10 protein-coding genes are annotated in these 16,228 nt (G+C 61.0%); 2 read left to right on the top strand and 8 right to left on the bottom strand.

Features of this window, described 5'->3' with window-relative positions:
• Window positions 1-13: 13 nt before the first annotated feature.
• The 4 genes from nagZ to PWG15_RS06590 all read right to left on the bottom strand — a co-directional run bounded on the left by nagZ (window position 14) and on the right by PWG15_RS06590 (window position 7,232).
• Window positions 14-1,030: a beta-N-acetylhexosaminidase gene (gene nagZ, locus PWG15_RS06605; RefSeq protein WP_275023639.1), complete on the bottom strand. Its 1,017-nt coding sequence runs from the start codon at window positions 1,028-1,030 to the stop codon at window positions 14-16.
• A gap of 142 nt (window positions 1,031-1,172) precedes the next feature.
• Complete coding sequence (locus PWG15_RS06600; RefSeq protein WP_275023638.1) at window positions 1,173-4,094, bottom strand: SPOR domain-containing protein; 2,922 nt, start codon at window positions 4,092-4,094, stop codon at window positions 1,173-1,175.
• Window positions 4,095-4,157: 63 nt separating this feature from the next.
• Window positions 4,158-5,918, bottom strand: a complete 1,761-nt coding sequence (gene argS, locus PWG15_RS06595) for an arginine--tRNA ligase (protein ID WP_275023637.1) — start codon at window positions 5,916-5,918, stop codon at window positions 4,158-4,160.
• A gap of 96 nt (window positions 5,919-6,014) precedes the next feature.
• On the bottom strand, window positions 6,015-7,232 hold the full coding sequence (locus tag PWG15_RS06590) for a deoxyguanosinetriphosphate triphosphohydrolase (protein WP_275023636.1): 1,218 nt from the start codon (window positions 7,230-7,232) through the stop codon (window positions 6,015-6,017).
• Window positions 7,233-7,444: 212 nt separating this feature from the next.
• Here PWG15_RS06590 and erpA point away from each other — a divergent pair, with 212 nt between their 5' ends.
• Complete coding sequence (erpA, locus tag PWG15_RS06585; RefSeq protein WP_275023635.1) at window positions 7,445-7,774, top strand: iron-sulfur cluster insertion protein ErpA; 330 nt, start codon at window positions 7,445-7,447, stop codon at window positions 7,772-7,774.
• 30 nt (window positions 7,775-7,804) lie between these two features.
• Here erpA and PWG15_RS06580 read toward each other — a convergent pair whose 3' ends face one another.
• Complete coding sequence (locus PWG15_RS06580; RefSeq protein ID WP_275023634.1) at window positions 7,805-9,268, bottom strand: phospholipase D-like domain-containing protein; 1,464 nt, start codon at window positions 9,266-9,268, stop codon at window positions 7,805-7,807.
• Window positions 9,269-9,475: 207 nt separating this feature from the next.
• Between PWG15_RS06580 and xth the strand changes: the two genes are divergently transcribed.
• Complete coding sequence (gene xth, locus PWG15_RS06575) at window positions 9,476-10,267, top strand: exodeoxyribonuclease III (protein WP_057255799.1); 792 nt, start codon at window positions 9,476-9,478, stop codon at window positions 10,265-10,267.
• A gap of 67 nt (window positions 10,268-10,334) precedes the next feature.
• On the opposite strand, the gene exoR is transcribed toward xth, so the two are convergent.
• From exoR to PWG15_RS06560, 3 genes are all read right to left on the bottom strand, one after another.
• Window positions 10,335-11,141, bottom strand: a complete 807-nt coding sequence (exoR, locus tag PWG15_RS06570) for an exopolysaccharide production regulator ExoR (RefSeq protein ID WP_275023633.1) — start codon at window positions 11,139-11,141, stop codon at window positions 10,335-10,337.
• A gap of 475 nt (window positions 11,142-11,616) precedes the next feature.
• Entirely contained in the window at window positions 11,617-12,897 is a 1,281-nt protein-coding gene (locus PWG15_RS06565; RefSeq protein WP_275024368.1) for an OmpP1/FadL family transporter, read from the bottom strand.
• A gap of 487 nt (window positions 12,898-13,384) precedes the next feature.
• On the bottom strand, window positions 13,385-16,225 hold the full coding sequence (locus tag PWG15_RS06560) for a valine--tRNA ligase (RefSeq protein WP_275023632.1): 2,841 nt from the start codon (window positions 16,223-16,225) through the stop codon (window positions 13,385-13,387).
• Window positions 16,226-16,228 lie beyond the last annotated feature (3 nt).

The following is a 16,228-nucleotide window of genomic DNA, read 5'->3' as shown; positions in this document are numbered from 1 at the left end:
GGCCGCGCCTATCTTACACCGTCGCGAACAGGCCGTTGAACTCCGTCCGCAGATCGCTTTCGTTCGCATTGTCAGGCGCCCGGAATGCCGCTTCGGCAGCCTTCGCCCGACGCAGGCTCTCGCCAGCGAGAACCGGCACCACGTCGGCGACGGCCTTCATTTCTTCCATTATGCCATGACAATGCAAGACGAGATCAAGCCCCGCAGCGATGATGTTGCGCGCGCGGGTCGTCATATCGCCAGCCAGCGCGTTCATCGAGACGTCATCCGACATCAAAAGACCGTCAAAGCCGATGTGACCACGGATGATCTCGCGGACAACTTTCTCCGAGGTCGTCGCCGGATTGTCCGGATCGATCGTGGTGAAGACCATGTGCGCCGACATCGCCATCACCTCGTCCTTCATCGCGACGAACGGCAGGAAGTCGTTGACGGCGAGTTCATCGAAGGTCGCGCTAACGACTGGCAGATTGTGGTGCGAATCGACGAAGGTGCGGCCATGACCGGGCATGTGCTTCATGACAGGCAGCATGCCGCCGGCCTTCAACCCCTCGCCCATCGCGCGACCGATCGCCGTTACGGTCTCAGGGTCGTGACCATAGGCCCGATTGCCGATGACATCGTGGCTGCCCGGAACCGGCACGTCGAGCACCGGCAGACAATCGACGGTAATGCCGAAGCGCATCAGATCAAAGGCGTGCAGGCGTCCCATCAACCAGGCAGCGCGCAGGCCGAGTTCCCGGTCGCGACGGTAGATTTCGCCGATCGCCGCGCCGTTCGGGTATTGCTGCACGAGCGGCGGCCGAATGCGCTGCACGCGCCCGCCTTCCTGGTCGATGAGCACTGGCGCGTTCGGATTGCCGATGCTGTCGCGAAGCGACGCCACCAGATCGGAGATCTGCTGTTCCTCGCCGATGTTGCGCCCGAACAGGATGAAGCCCCATGGCCGCTCGCCGGCAAAGAACTGGCGTTCGTCTTCGTTGAGAGAAAGGCCCTTGCAGCCCGAGATAAATGCTTTTGATTCGCTCATTGAGAGAGCATAGAGCGGGCGCCGCCCGGCGCGAAGCCACAAAGACGAAGCCCCGTCGCTCATTCACAAGGCAAGCCTTAAAAATGTCGAGGGCGCGGCCCTTGAGCCGCGCCCTCCTTCAACTCTATCCGTTCTGCCAGCCTTACTTGGTCACCAGGCAGCTTCCGCCAGCGCCCTTGTACTTGGAGCACAGGGCGTTTGCCTCTTCCTTGGACCCCGCCGGGATGCGGACGCGATAGTAGGTGCCCTTGCCCGCGATCTCCGCCTTGCGGATATCGACGCCGCGGCCACCGATGACGCTGCCGAACTTGCTGGAGAGGCTGTTGTAGGATTTCTGCGCCTCAGCCTCGGACGGCAGGGACGCGACCTGGATGAAGTATCCGCCGGTCGGAACCGATGCGGTTGCGACCGGCTGTGCCAGCTGCGCTTCCGCAGCGGCAACCGCCTGCTCTTCGGCCGGACGCACGTTGCCGCGCTCGGCAGCAGCGCCGGCAACCTTGGCCGGCTGCTCAGCCGGACGTGTCTGCGGCGTCGGTGCCTTGTCGCCCGTTGCCGTCGTCGTCACGCTACGAACCGGAACCTGTTCGATATTGGCATTGCCCGTTGCGGCAAGCGCCACCTGATCGCCATTGGCCGATGCCTGACCGGCAGCGCTGACATCAGCGGAAGCGACCTCCTTCGAGGGCGCATCCGGCAGAGGCTGCGTCGTGCCGGCAACATCCGTCGCAGGTGCGGCAACCGGCTCTTCACGCGCAACCAGCGTGCCATCCGGCTTGACGATCATCGTGCGCACCTTGCGCGGCGCGACGGCCGGTGCCTTGTCTTCTTCCTGCGCGGCAGTCTGGGCGCCGCCATCCGGCAGCAGGCGAGCGCCGTCCTCTTCATCCGCCGGCATGTTGGCCTGCAGGCCATCCGAGTCGTCGCTGCCTTCGAGCGGCAACGTTTCCGGCGTCAGCGTCTTCTGAACGACGTCCATCGGCTCTTCGGTCGAAGAAACCAATGCTTCCTGCTGCGGCGCACCGGCTTGGGCTCCAGCGACGCGGTCGTAAACGGCCTTGTCCTGGTTCGGCACGGTCTTGCCGCCCTTTTCTTCCGGCACGACCTTAACCGGCCCCTTATCGGCAAGAATGATCTTGGGACCTTCGGCAGAGGTTACCGCGCCACTGCCGCCCATCCAGGCGTAGACAGCCGCGCCGCCGAGAATGATGACGCCGGCAACGCTTGCCGCGAGCAGCATCGTGCGCTGCGATCGCCGGCCCGAGCCGTAGTCGCGATAGTCGCCCGTATCGTCCTGGCTCTGCACAGCGGAAACGCGCTCGGCATCACGCGTCGGGGATTTCCGTTCGGTCATGGAGCGGCGGAAGTCCTCTTCCATCGCCTTCTCGAATTCGTCGAACTCGTCGAGCGCGCCAGTTCCGAACGACGGATTTGCATTCGCTGCGGGGGCCGGACGAGCCGCTTCGGCCTTTTGAACCGCCGCCGGACGGGCATCCTTTGCGGCCGGAGCCGGCGTACCGAACAGCTGCGCCATTTCCGCGTCGATATCGAGGTCGTAGTCTGCCGGATAGGCGACCGGCTTTTCCGTTTCGATGACGGGCAGTTGCGGCACGTCCATGTCGGCGATCGGCGCAACGCCGTTCTCGGCCTCGGCGATCATCGAGGGATCGAAGGGCAGCGTGCTTTCAGGCTGCACATCCTGCTGCTCCACCGGGGCCGGAGCCACGAAGGTTTCGACAGAACGTTCCGGTTCGCGCTGCGGAGCAACCGCCTCGACGACCGGCTGCACAGCAACCTCCGGTACGGCCGCTGGTGCGGCGGCAACCGGCTCGGTCGGGCCGAGGTCCGCAAGATCGAGCTTCAGCGCGGCGTCGGAGAGCTCCATTTCGAAGTTCTCGATATCGAAGCCCGGCTCGTTCTCCGGTTCCGCAACGGCCTCGAACGGCTGGGCAGCCTCGACAACCGGCGTAACGGCAGGCGTGGCGACTGCGGCAGCTGTCACGACCGGCGCTGCCTGCGTCACGAGCGGGCCCGCAAAGGCGCGCTGCTGGCTGGTGCCGGAGGGCGAAGCCACGGGGGTCGCGCGGCTGAAGGTCGGCGTAAAAGGATAGGGGCTCTTCTTCACCGGCATTGCCACCGTGTTGACCGGGGCGACAGCGGGAGCAATGACCGGCTGCTCTGTGGCGTGAAGGGCCGGATGCGACTGCACGGCAGCGGCAACCACGGCAGCCACCGGCGGAACCGGGAAGCGCTCGATGTCCGCAAGAAGATCGTCGCGGGTCATGTCATCGCCAGCGGGCTCCTCCAGGATCGGAGCGCTCACATAGGCGGCCTCGTCCATGTGCTCTTGCGGAGCGACGTCAAAGCTAGCAACGTCAAGGCGAGCAACATCATGGTCGGCGACCTCGAGGCTTGGCTCGTCGTAAGCCGGGACCGGTTCGGCGACAGCAGCGGGCGCGACCCAAGCCGTCGACAAATCGGCGGCCGGCGCCTGCCACTCGTCGACTACCTGCTCCTTCGCCTCGGATACCGGCTCTTCTTCGAACGGCAACAGATCAGCTTCGCCGAGCGACAGCTCAAGCTCGCGCTCCAGATCGAACGCCGGCTCGTCGGCGACGAATTCCGCGCTATCGACCTCGGTAACCTGAGGAGCGACGGAGAACGACTGCACCTCGACAACCTGCTCCGGCTCTTCTTCGACGGCGGCGGCCGGCGCTGCGAACGACTCAGGCTGACGGAATATCGGCGCCTCGTACTCTTCCGCGAGATCGGCTACCGGCTCGATCCGGGCCTCTTCGACCGGTTGCGGCGCCGAAACCGGCTCCGCAGCAGGCTGCTGGGCAGTGCGGGGCGCATCGTAGCTGTCGAAGGCGCGAAGGAGTTCGTCTTCGAGATCGAAGGCGGGATCCTGACGGACCGCCTCCTGATGTCGCTGCAACTCTTGCAATTGCTGTACGGCCGGACGGGCATCGTAACCGACGATCCGGGCGAGTTCGGCCAACGGATCATCGTCTGCCAATACATCGAATTCAGCCGGCCCGCTTCGTGCGAATTGTTTGTCTGCCATGCTCTCCACTCACAATTGCCTGTATTTATGTGCCAGTGCATTGTGGGAAAATGGTGACAATACTTATCGCATTTCCTCCGGTGCGGAGGTGCCTGTAATAGACAGGCCGGACTTCAATACCGAAGCGACAGCATGCACCAGCCCGAGTCTGGCAGTACTTAATTGTCTATTTTTATCGTTAACAAAACGTAATTCCGGATTCTCTTTACCTTTGTTCCAGTGTCCGTGGAAGGCAGCGGCAAGATCATACAGGTAAAACGCGATGCGGTGGGGCTCCTGAGCCAGTGCCGCAGCCTCGATCACGCGCGGATATTCTGCCAGCTTGGCAACGAGCTGAAGCTCCGTCGGATCCTCGATCTGTCCCTGAACCGCACCGGCGAGATCAAGCGATTCGATGTCCAGACCCGGGAAAGCTTCCGCCGCCTGGCGGAACACAGACCGGCAACGCGCATGCGCATACTGCACGTAAAAGACCGGATTATCCTTGGACTGTTCTGTAACCTTAGCAAAATCGAAGTCGAGCGGTTCGGAATTCTTCCGGTAGATCATCATGAAACGAACCGGATCGCGGCCGACTTCATCGACGACGTCACGCAACGTGACAAAATCGCCGGAGCGCTTCGACATCTTCACCGGTTCCCCGTCACGGAAGAGCTTGACCAGCTGGCAGAGCAGAACCGTAAGCTTCGACGAACCTCCCGAGACGGCGCGCGCCAGCGCCTCGAGCCGCTTGACGTAACCGCCATGGTCGGCGCCCAGCACATAGATCATCTCGTCGAAGCCGCGATCGAACTTGTCCTTGAAATAGGCGACGTCGGCGGCGAAGTAGGTGTAGCTTCCATCCGACTTGATCAGCGGCCGGTCGATATCGTCGCCGACCTCCGTCGAGCGGAACAGCGTCTGCTCGCGATCTTCCCAATCCTCCGGGAGCTGGCCCTTCGGCGGCGGCAGCGTGCCCTTGTAGACGTGCCCTTTGAAGGTCAGGTCGTTGATCGCCGTCCGAATCGCGGCCGCTCCATTGGCGTGCAGCGTGCGTTCGGAGAAGAAGACGTCGTGATTGACGTTCAACGCCGCGAGATCCTCCCGGATCATCGCCATCATGGCATCGATCGTCCGGTCCTTGACGAGCGGCATCCACTTGTCCTCAGGCATCAGGCGCAGGCTCGTGCCGAATTCATCGGCGAGCGCCTCGCCAACCGGAACGAGATAGTCGCCCGGATAAAGACCCGACGGGATTTCGCCGATATCTTCACCCAGTGCCTGACGATACCGCATGAAGGCAGAACGCGCCAGAACGTCGATCTGCGACCCGGCGTCGTTGATATAGTATTCCTTGGTCACGGCATAACCGGCGAAGGCCAAAAGATTGGCAAGTGCGTCGCCGACCACGGCGCCGCGGCAGTGGCCGACATGCATCGGCCCCGTCGGGTTGGCCGAGACATATTCCACGTTGACCTTACGGCCCGAACCGACGGTGCTGCGACCATAGTCGAAGCCGGTGCGCACCATGTTCGACAGCAGCTTCTGCCAATAGGAAACCGAAAGCCTGACGTTGATGAAGCCCGGACCGGCAACGGTCACTTCGGTGACTTCCGGATCCAGCTTCAGTTTTTCAACGATCAGTTCAGCGAGCGCCCGTGGGTTGAGGCCGAGCGGCTTGGCCAGCACCATCGCAGCGTTGGTCGCGACATCACCGTGGCTCGGATCGCGCGGCGGCTCGACATTGACACGGCCGAAGTCAAGCTCGGATCGCTTTTCTCGAACGCTTTCAAGCGTTTCGAGAATATCCTTAATTCTTGATTCGAAGTCCGTGAAGAGATTCATCTGATCCGTCCGCTTTTACCGACCACATGTGGCCGGCGCAAAACTCAAAAAGGAGGCTCGGTTCGACTGAACCGTAAGCCTCCGGGCGGGGCGTCCCTACCGCAAATCCGGCGTGTGGTCAAACAAGCGCTTGTGCACGCTGATCGCGAAAGTATCGGTCATGCCGGCCAGGTAGTCGCCGACGTGACGGGCCCGCGCTGGTTCGGCCATTCCGGCAATCTGATCGATCCAATAGTGCTCCCGCATCAATTGCGGGTCGTCCATGAAGGCATGATAGAGATCGCAGACGATCGACGCCGCCCCTTCCCGCACCCGCATCACTTCCGGGTGGCGGTAGATCCGGGTCATCAGCAGACGCTTGATCTGCTTGTCCGTCTCGCTCATCTCCTCGGAGAACGTCGCCATGACCGTACCCGCCTGGCGGACCTCGGCTGCGCTCTGCGGGCGAATGTCTGCGATACGTCGCTGGGCGACACCGATCACGTCCTCGACCATCGCCGTGATCTGGCGGCGCATGATTTCGTGCGTGAATCGGCTGCTTTCAAGACCGGGATAGCGGTCGTGAACCTCGCGCATCAGTCCGGCAAGAAACGGCACGTCTTCCAACATCTCGAAGGTCAGGTAGCCGGCCCGCAGACCGTCGTCGATATCGTGGGTATTATATGCGATGTCGTCGGCGATGGCCGCGACCTGCGCCTCCATGCTCGCGTAGCTTGCCAGTTCTAGATCATGTATTGCGCAATAATCCAGGATCGGTTGCGGCACTGGCCCACGTGTGCCTTGCCCGTCGGGCGTCAGCAACGGCCCATTGTGCTTGACCAAACCCTCAAGGCTCTCCCAGGTCAGGTTCAGCCCGTCGAACTCGGCGTAGCGCCGCTCGAGTTTGGTGACGATGCGCAGCGATTGGGCATTGTGGTCGAAGCCACCGTAAGGCTTCAGCATCTCGTGCAGGGCGTCCTCGCCCGTATGTCCGAAGGGCGTGTGACCGAAATCATGCACGAGTGCGACGCCTTCAGCGAGATCCTCGTCAAGTCGGAGTGCGCGTGCCAGGGCACGGGCGATCTGCGCGACTTCGATCGTGTGCGTCAGCCGTGTCCTATAGTGGTCGCCGTCGGCAGCGATGAAGACCTGCGTCTTGTGCTTCAGCCGGCGAAAGGCGGTGGTGTGGACGATTCGATCCCGGTCACGCTGAAAATCGGAGCGTGTCATGCTCGATGCTTCCGGATAGAGCCTGCCGCGCGTCGCCCAGGGGTTCGACGCAAACTGTGCGTGTTCACCATAACCGAAGCCCAGCGCATTTTTATCGAAAGTCATTTTCCACCCAAATCGTCATCCCATTGACGGGACATTGAAGCCTTCATACCTATAGTGAAAGCCACGGAAACGCGTCGCGCAAGCATCGACCGATTCCGCAAGCGAAAGCAACGGCTTGGCAGCGGGGGTTGAAACGACTTCCGGCATTGGCCAAGACGATGCTGTACCGACAATCAAATCTCTCCGGTTCTTGACCCCGGCAGGAGGCACATATGACGCTAGAAACAGTGACCCTTTCGGACGCCGCTGCAAAGCGGATCGCCACGATCCTTCGTTCGGACAGTCACAACGCGATGCGGGTGTCCGTCGAAGGCGGCGGCTGCTCGGGCTTCTCCTACAAGTTCGACCTGGTCGACAGCGCCAACGACGACGATCTGGTGCTGGAGAAGAACGACGCCAAGGTGCTGATCGACAGCCTGTCTCTCGTCTACATGGGCGGCTCGGAGATCGACTTCGTCGACAACCTGCTCGGCCAGTCGTTTCAGATCAAGAATCCGAATGCCGTCGCAAGTTGCGGATGCGGAACGAGTTTTTCCATCTGAGCCCGCCACCGGGCCTTTCTGTGGTCGCCTTCAGAGATAGGGCGACCCCAGCCAAAGCACACGGTTCGCCAGCCGGTCGATAAGTGGCTTGGCGCGCAACGCCTCGAGCGTGACCGGTTCGGCCGAAGCCAGAACATCCGATATCATGCCGTTGATCGTGTGGGCGAAACCATCGTCCAGCACTTCGAGATCGAACTCGAAGTTGAGACGCAGTGAACGCGGATCGAGATTGGTCGATCCGACATAGGCCCAGCGCTCGTCTACGATCAAGAGCTTCGAGTGGTTGAAGGCGCCCTCGGCACGCCAGACCCGGCAATGCCCCTTCAATACCTGATCGAACTGTGCAGTCATTGCGCGATCGACCAGCAGCAGATTGTTGACCGCCGGCACGACGATGTCGACCTCGACGCCCCGGCGCGCCGCGGTTACCAGGGCGCTGATCAGTTCGCGGTCCGGCAGAAAATAGGGCGACATCACGCGGATGTTCTTGCGCGCCACCGAGAACGCCCCCATCAGCATCTTGTGATTGGTTTCGTTGGTCGCGTCTGGCCCCGAGGGTATGGCGCGCATCAAAACGGAAGGCGTTTCTGCCGGCAAAGGCCTTTCTTCGAGCGCCCAGGCACTGCCCGTCAGCATCTCACCGCTGGAGAACTGCCAATCCTCGGCGGCGACCTGGAAGATGTCGGCGACCACGGGGCCGGTTACCTGAAAGTGCGTATCGAGGGCCGGTACCTCGCCGGCGATCTCGCTGGTAAAGCCCGCGCGGATGTTCATTCCGCCGGCAAAGGCAACGAGACCATCGACGACGAGGATCTTTCGGTGCGTGCGGAGATTGGCATAGGGCAACCTCAGCCCCATGATGATATTACCATTGAAGACGGCCGTCGGAACGCCAGCCGTCTTTAGATGACCGACAATGCTGGGGACGGAGTAGCGCGCGCCGACAGCGTCGATCAGCACGCGGACCTCGACGCCACGCGCAACCGCGGCGATCAAGGCGTCAGCGAAGCGAAGGCCGACCACGTCGCGATCGAAGATATAGCTCTCTATCAGGATGCTGCGCCGCGCACCGGCAATGGCCGCGAGCATAGCCGCATAAGCGGCGTCCCCGCCGGCCAAAACCTCGACGCCGTTGCCGGAACACATACGGTGCCGGGAAACACGATCCCCGAGGATTTTCAGCGCGGCGAAACGATTCCCGAAACGTCCGGCAATGTCTGTTTCAGAGATATCGAAACTGCCAAACTGATCGGGGCCGTGCCCGCGCAAAAGCGCGCGTTGCGAGCCGATCGAAGAGCGACGGATGCGATTGATGCCGGCAACGGCATAAAGCAATGCCCCGACGATCGGCGAGAGCAGAACGACACCGACCCAACCGGCGGCGGCGCGAACGTCATCCTTGGTCATGGCCGCGTGAATCGCAGCCGGGATGCCAAGCGCGAAGGACAGCAGCGCCAGGATATGCGGCCAGTAGTTCTGCACGAGATCGATCATGCGCCGGACTATAGCCGGCCATGGACCGGAATCAATTCGGGCGGCCGCGCCTATACCGTATATAAACTGCGCGCGGCCTCGCACGCGGTCGTTGCAGCTCGGCCGCAGGGCTGGAAGACCGCAGGTATCGGATTTGTCAAAAGAATCCGGAGCGGCTAGAAGAGTCCCGCCGTAAGGACTCACCTATATGGAAGGGCGTTTCGAGCCATGAAGATTGCCACCTGGAACATCAATGGCGTCAAGGCGCGAATCGACAGCCTGTTGGCATGGCTGAAAGAGGCCAATCCGGACATCGTCTGCCTGCAGGAGATCAAGTCTGTCGACGACGGATTTCCTCGCCTGGAGATCGAGGCGCTCGGCTATCATGTCGAGACCCACGGCCAGAAAGGGTTCAACGGCGTCGCCCTCCTCTCCAAGCTGCGTCCGGACGAGGTCAACCGCGGCCTGCCCGGCGACGATTCCGACGAGCAGTCGCGTTTCATCGAAGGCGTGTTCTCGGTTGCCGGCGGCGTGATCCGCGTCTGCTCGCTCTACCTGCCGAACGGCAATCCCGTCGATAGCGAGAAGTACCCCTATAAGCTTGCCTGGATGCGCCGGCTGACCGCCTATGCCGAGCAGCGCCTTCTGCTTGAAGAGCCCTTCATCCTGGCCGGTGACTACAACGTCATCCCGGAGGAGCACGACTGCTGGGACATCAAGGTCTGGCAGAACGACGCTCTGTTCCTGCCGGAGACGCGCGCGGCCTATCGGCGCCTGCGCAATCTCGGGTTTACCGACGCGGTACGGGCGACGTCAGATGCGGTACCGCTTTATACGTTTTGGGATTATCAGGCCGGCTGCTGGCCGAAGAACTTCGGCATTCGCATCGACCATCTGATGCTGTCGCCGGAGGCAGCCGATCGCCTGGTTTCGACGTCGATCGACAAACATGTTCGCGCCTGGGAAAAGCCCTCGGACCATGTTCCGGTTATCGGAGAGTTTGCCTTCGCGGCCGCCTGAGGCGCGGAACTGTCGTTCGTCTATCCTGTACCAACTGTACTGGTCTAGAGATCGTTGCGCGACGCGCTCAGTCGTCGTCGCCCTGCATGTGCAGGTTCTGCGACAGGGCGATTGCCGTGCGTCGGTCGTCCTCGCTCGCCAGCGAGAATGCCTGCTCCTGCATTGACTGCATCCAGGGCCGATCCTTCGGCGAACACTGGTCGAGTGCGGCAGTCATAAAGGCGAGACCGCGAACGGTCTGGCCTTCCTGGAAAATCACGTTGCCGAAGACACCCATTGCACCGGCATGGCCGCTCTTGCGGGCCCGGTTGAGCCACTTCTTGGCCTGTTGAACGTTGACGCTACCGCCCTCGCCCGACAACAGCATGCGCGCAAGCTGGAACTGCGCCTCAGCGACACCAAAGGTCGACGCCGCCTGGAAATAGAGCTGTCGCGCCTGCGACATATCCGACTTGATCGGGCTGTCGGGAATGCCACGTCGGTAGTAGCCGGCAAGGGAGATCAGCGCGTTGACGAAGTAGCCGGTATCTTCGGAGCCGGGCTCCACGCCCTGCTGGGCGATCTCGCTGTAGATCTTGAAGGCTTCGAGGTCGTTTTCGGCGACACCGTCGCCATAGGCATACATGTTGGCCAGAGCCCAGCGCGAACCGGTATGCCCCTTCTCCGCAGCGTATTTGTAGGCCTCGATGGCCTCGTCCTTGCGGCCGTTCTTGTACGCGGAGAAACCGAATTTGAAGAGCGCAAAGGGACCGGATTCCTTCGTGACGCCTGCCCCAGGATCAAAGGCAAGGGCCGGCATGGTGATGGTCCCGCAGACCGCCAGCGACACGCCGAGTATCGCAACCTTCAGTGACTTCAGTTCACCCGCAAGCATCACAGTCTAATTCTTCCGTTCCAGCCGGCCACGCCGAACTCATCACCGCTGCAAACACAAACGCCCGGACGACCCGCTGCCGCCCAAAACTTCACCAATTCCGCCGACGACGTCGACGCACCCAATCCAGAACGAAACTTCGACCCACGTACCGAAAAGACCATTTCAGTCGACCACTTGCACAAAGGTGCCGAAGGCCACATCTGACATGAACATCGACAGTCCAAGTTTCACTTCACACCAAACGCCGCAGGTTTCGTTTTCACGGTTGCAGGTTTGTCCCTACTATCGCTGCTCCCTGTTTGTGGCGGGAAATGGACATAGCCGGGACGAGTCCGATGCTAGCAAACTGTAGCATTAAATGTGTTGCTGAATCGTCACATTAGCGAACGGTGCAAAGGCAACAGCGAACAGTTCCACATCAAAAAGAAAGGCCCGGTCGAAACCGGGCCCAAACAGTCAGATTGGTGAAGGATCAGAACTTGACCTTAAGGGACGTCGATATGGCGCCGAAGAAATCGTTACCGTAGTCGTAGGACACATCCCCGCCGATAACCTGCCCGTCGAAGTTAACGGGGCCCGAACTGCCGCTCGTCAGGATGCCCACTGCACCAGCCAATCGAAGCTCGATATTCTTGTTTGGCGAATAGGATACACCCGAGCCAAGCGACCAAGTATCGGACTGAGTGCCATAGCCGTGGCTGGTACCGCGGTCCCAGGTCAGGCTAATAGCGCCGTTCCACTGATCGTTGAACTTGTGACCAAAGCCGCCTGAAATCGTCCAGCCGTCTCGATAAAGCAGGTCAAGCGAGGTGCAGGGCTGAGCCAGGGTTCCGCCCGACGAAGGGCAAAACTTGAGAACCTGGAGTTGGCTCCAATCCGTCCATTTGACCGAGCCGAAGGCGACCCAGTCGGGCGCAATACCGGACTGAATCTTCAATTCGAGTGAATCCGGCATCGATGCAAAGCCGGAGACCCCATAGAAGTTAACCGGAGCCGGCCCGCGAACGTCACGCAGGTCGATCGTTCCCGCAAGGTTGTCGAGGTCCACGGCACTGTTGTAGACGAGGCTCGCCCGCACTGCGTATTCAGGAATTTCGTAGCCGACGCCAGCGCGCCAGCCCCAACCATCCCCCTCGAGATCCAGCCGACCGATGCCGGTACGCCCGGCGGCCAATACCGGTGGAACGCCCGTGAAATCCTGAACCAACCGCTCCTTGAAGCCGCTGACCTCTTGGTAGAAGACGCCGCCGATGACGCGGAACTGACCTTGGCCGACGTCCCATTTATAGGAGCAGGTTGCGGCGTAGTTGTCGCTTTCGACCTTCGTCTCGACGTTGTTGTTTGCACCGGCCCAGTTGAGGCCCGGGTTGGTATGCGCACCCCAGGGCTGCGAATAGTCGGCCATACAGTCGATATCGTCAGCAAAGCGCGCCTTGACCCCAACGCGCGGAACCCAATAGCTCTCGGTATCGTCGGCGGTATTCGGTCGGGAATTCAAGTTACCACCGCCAGCGCCCGGCCCCGTTCCATTAAACGGGAAAACCGCAGACGTCGTATCCGTGTCTCTGACATTCTTCAGTTCGCGCTGCGGATTGACGTAGGTCGCCGAAGCTTCACCGGCGTAGTCCGACGGGTCGAACAGCAGATCGATGTTGTAACCACCGCGCTCAAGACCGCCGGCGTGGGCCGCCGACGCAAACAGCAAACCAGCCGCCACCGTCAGGACGCCACGCTTAAAATTCATGTGAGCCATCAAGCTCCTCCCCTGCACTGCAATCTGCGACATTCCACCTCATGCCGCGTATGGCGGAAGTATTCTCACGAACATGTGAAATCGCAAATGCCGGAAGCGGAGGTGGTGCGGCGCTATGCGTCACATAATTTACGTAAGATTCTCATGATTTAGACACATTCGCACATTTCCGAAATGATATTCCGAAAAATAGGTAAATAACCCAATAAAATAGGAAAAACTTCCAACGCTCGCGAAAGCTGTGTCGTGGAGACAACAATATTGGTTTTTGCTGGAGATCAACAAAAATGGCCGTTGAAACTCCGACGGCCCATGCCAAGCGATTTCGTGAGCGGTCAACAGTATCAAGCGCGACGATTCGATTGCGAAGCGCCGCCACGCAAGTATATAAAACCAGTCTAAAATAAAAAATCCGCGACAGACTTGTCGCGGATTTTGATTTTCTTGGCGACCAGCCTTGAGGGCGGCTGCACGCTTAGCGTGCTTCCTAACCGGCTTCCGCCACGCGCGTGAGCGCGACGCCAAGCGATTCCTTCTGAAGATCGAGCTCCACCAGGCGCTCGCGTTCGGCTTCCACCAGTTCCGGTTTTGCGTTCGCGACGAACTTTTCATTGGCCAATTTGCCAAGAATACGCTCGCGCTCAACATCCACCTTGGCGATCGCCTTCTCCAGGCGCGACTTCTCGGCGGAGAGATCGATCAGGTTACCCAGCGGCAGGCACGCGGTCGCCTCGCCGACAACGATCTGGGCGCTGCCGCGCGGGGCGACAGTCGCATAGTCGATGTGTTCGACACGCGCCAGGCGCGAGATTGCCGGCGCATGCTGCTGCAGGCGCTCGCGCGTCAGATTGTTTGCACCGACGACGATCAGCGGCGCGGTTGCAGCCGGCGGAACATTCATCTCCGAACGAACGGAGCGGATGCCCGAGACGAGGTCGATCAGCCAGTTGATCTCGTCGGCGGCCGCATCATCGGCATAAGAAGCCGCCGGCCATTCGGCGTGGCAGAGCAACGTCTCGCGCTCGCGCCCCTCGCCTGCCGTCTGCGCCCAGAGCTCTTCGGTCATGAACGGCATGAACGGGTGCAGCAGCTTGTAGATCTCGTCAAGAACATAGGCGACGCAGGCCTGCGACTCGCCCTTGGCCGCCTCGTCCTCGCCGTTGAAGACCGGCTTCAGCAGCTCCAGATACCAATCGCAGAACTGGTTCCAGACGAAACGATAGAGACTGCCGGCGGCTTCGTTGAAGCGATAGGCCTCGATCGCCTCGGTGACGTCGCGGATGGTGCGCGAAAGCTCCGTCAGGATCCAGCGGTTGATGGTCAGCGACGCGGCCTCGGGGATGAAACCGTCGCTATCGACCACGCCGTTCATCTGGGCAAAACGCGTCGCGTTCCAGAGCTTCGTGCCGAAATTGCGATAACCGGCGATGCGAGCGGGATCGAGCTTAACGTCACGGCCCTGGGCGGCCATGATCGCCAGCGTGAAGCGCAACGCGTCGGCCCCGTATTCGTCGATGAGTTCGAGCGGGTCGATGACGTTGCCCTTCGACTTCGACATCTTCTGGCCGTTCTTGTCGCGGACGAGCGCATGAACGTAGACCGTATGGAACGGCTCGACCGGGGTGCCGTCGGCGTCCTTCATGAAGTGCAGGCCCATCATCATCATGCGGGCGACCCAGAAAAAGATGATGTCGAAGCCGGTCACGAGAACGTCGGTCTGATAGTACTTCTCGAGCTCCGGCGTCTCGTTCGGCCAGCCGAGCGTGGAGAACGGCCAGAGCGCCGAAGAAAACCAGGTGTCGAGCACGTCTTCGTCGCGCGTCAGGATTTCGCCCGGCTTGAAGTTTTCAAGTAGGTCCTCGACATAGGCCTTCATCGGGCCTTCATGCGCGAGATAGTGCTGGATCGCGGCGTGAAGCGCCTCTTCCTCGGTCTTCTCGACGAAGACCTGACCATCCGGGCCGTACCAGGCCGGGATCTGATGCCCCCACCAGAGCTGACGCGAAACGCACCAGGGCTGGATGTTTTCCATCCACTCGAAGTAGGTCTTCTCCCAATTCTTCGGAACGAAGTTCGTCCGGCCTTCCTTGACGGCGGCAATCGCGGGCTTCGCGAGCGTCTTGGCGTCGACGTACCATTGTTCCGTCAGGCGCGGCTCGATCGGCACGCCACCGCGGTCGCCATGGGGAACCATGTGCTTGTGCGGCTCGATCTTGTCGAGCAGGCCGGCCTCTTCAAAGATGCGGACGATGATCTTGCGAGCTTCGAAACGATCCTTGCCTTCCAGCTCGTCCCACGCACCATGCAGCGCTGCCGGATCGGAAAGCCCTTCGAGGAACTCCTCGTTGTCCTTGATGGTGATGCGGCCTTCGATCGTCATGATGTTGATCGCGCTGAGGCCCGTGCGCTTGCCGACGTCGAAGTCGTTGAAGTCATGTGCAGGCGTGATCTTGACCGCGCCGGTGCCGGCCGTCGGATCGGCGTAGCTGTCGGCGACAACCGGAATGCGCCGGCCGACGATCGGCAGAATGACATGCTTGCCGAGGAGCGGCTTGTAGCGCTCGTCGTCCGGATTGACGGCAATGCCGCTGTCCCCGAGCATCGTTTCGGGCCGCGTGGTCGCGACAACCAGATAGTCGCGCTTCTCCCATTCCGTCGCCTTGCCTTCCTCATTGAAGGCAATCGGGTGTTCATAGGTGACGCCTGGCTCGAGCGGATAGCGCAAATACCAGAGATTGCCGTTGATCTCGTGCTGCTCGACTTCCAGATCGGAAATCGCCGTCAGAAGCTTCGGATCCCAGTTGACCAGGCGCTTGTCCTTGTAGATCAGCCCTTCCTTGTAGAGCGAGACGAAGACCTCCAGAACGGCTTCCGAAAGGCCGTCGTCCATGGTGAAACGTTCACGCGACCAGTCGCAGGATGCGCCGAGCCGCTTCAACTGGTTGAAGATCAAGCCGCCGGATTCGGCCTTCCACTCCCAGACCTTCTCGATGAAGGCGTCGCGCCCCATCTGCCGGCGGTGCTGCTGGGTTTCCATCAGCTTGCGCTCGACAACCATCTGGGTCGCAATACCGGCATGGTCCATGCCAGGCTGCCAGAGCACGTCCTTGCCGCGCATGCGCTCGAAGCGAACCATGACGTCCTGAAGCGTGTTGTTGAGCGCGTGGCCCATGTGCAGCGAGCCGGTCACGTTCGGTGGCGGGATCACGATGCAGAAGCTATCGGCGCCGGGCTTGGCACCCGCACCTGCACGAAACGCGTTTTCTTCGTCCCACTTCTTGGCGATACGCGGGTCGACGGATGCGGAATCGTAGGTCTTATCAAGCATTTT

The organism is Ensifer adhaerens (assembly GCF_028993555.1).
GTDB lineage: Bacteria > Pseudomonadota > Alphaproteobacteria > Rhizobiales > Rhizobiaceae > Ensifer > Ensifer adhaerens_I.
The sequence above is the reverse complement of the archived record's forward strand: the minus strand, read 5'-3'. Positions and strand labels throughout refer to the sequence as shown.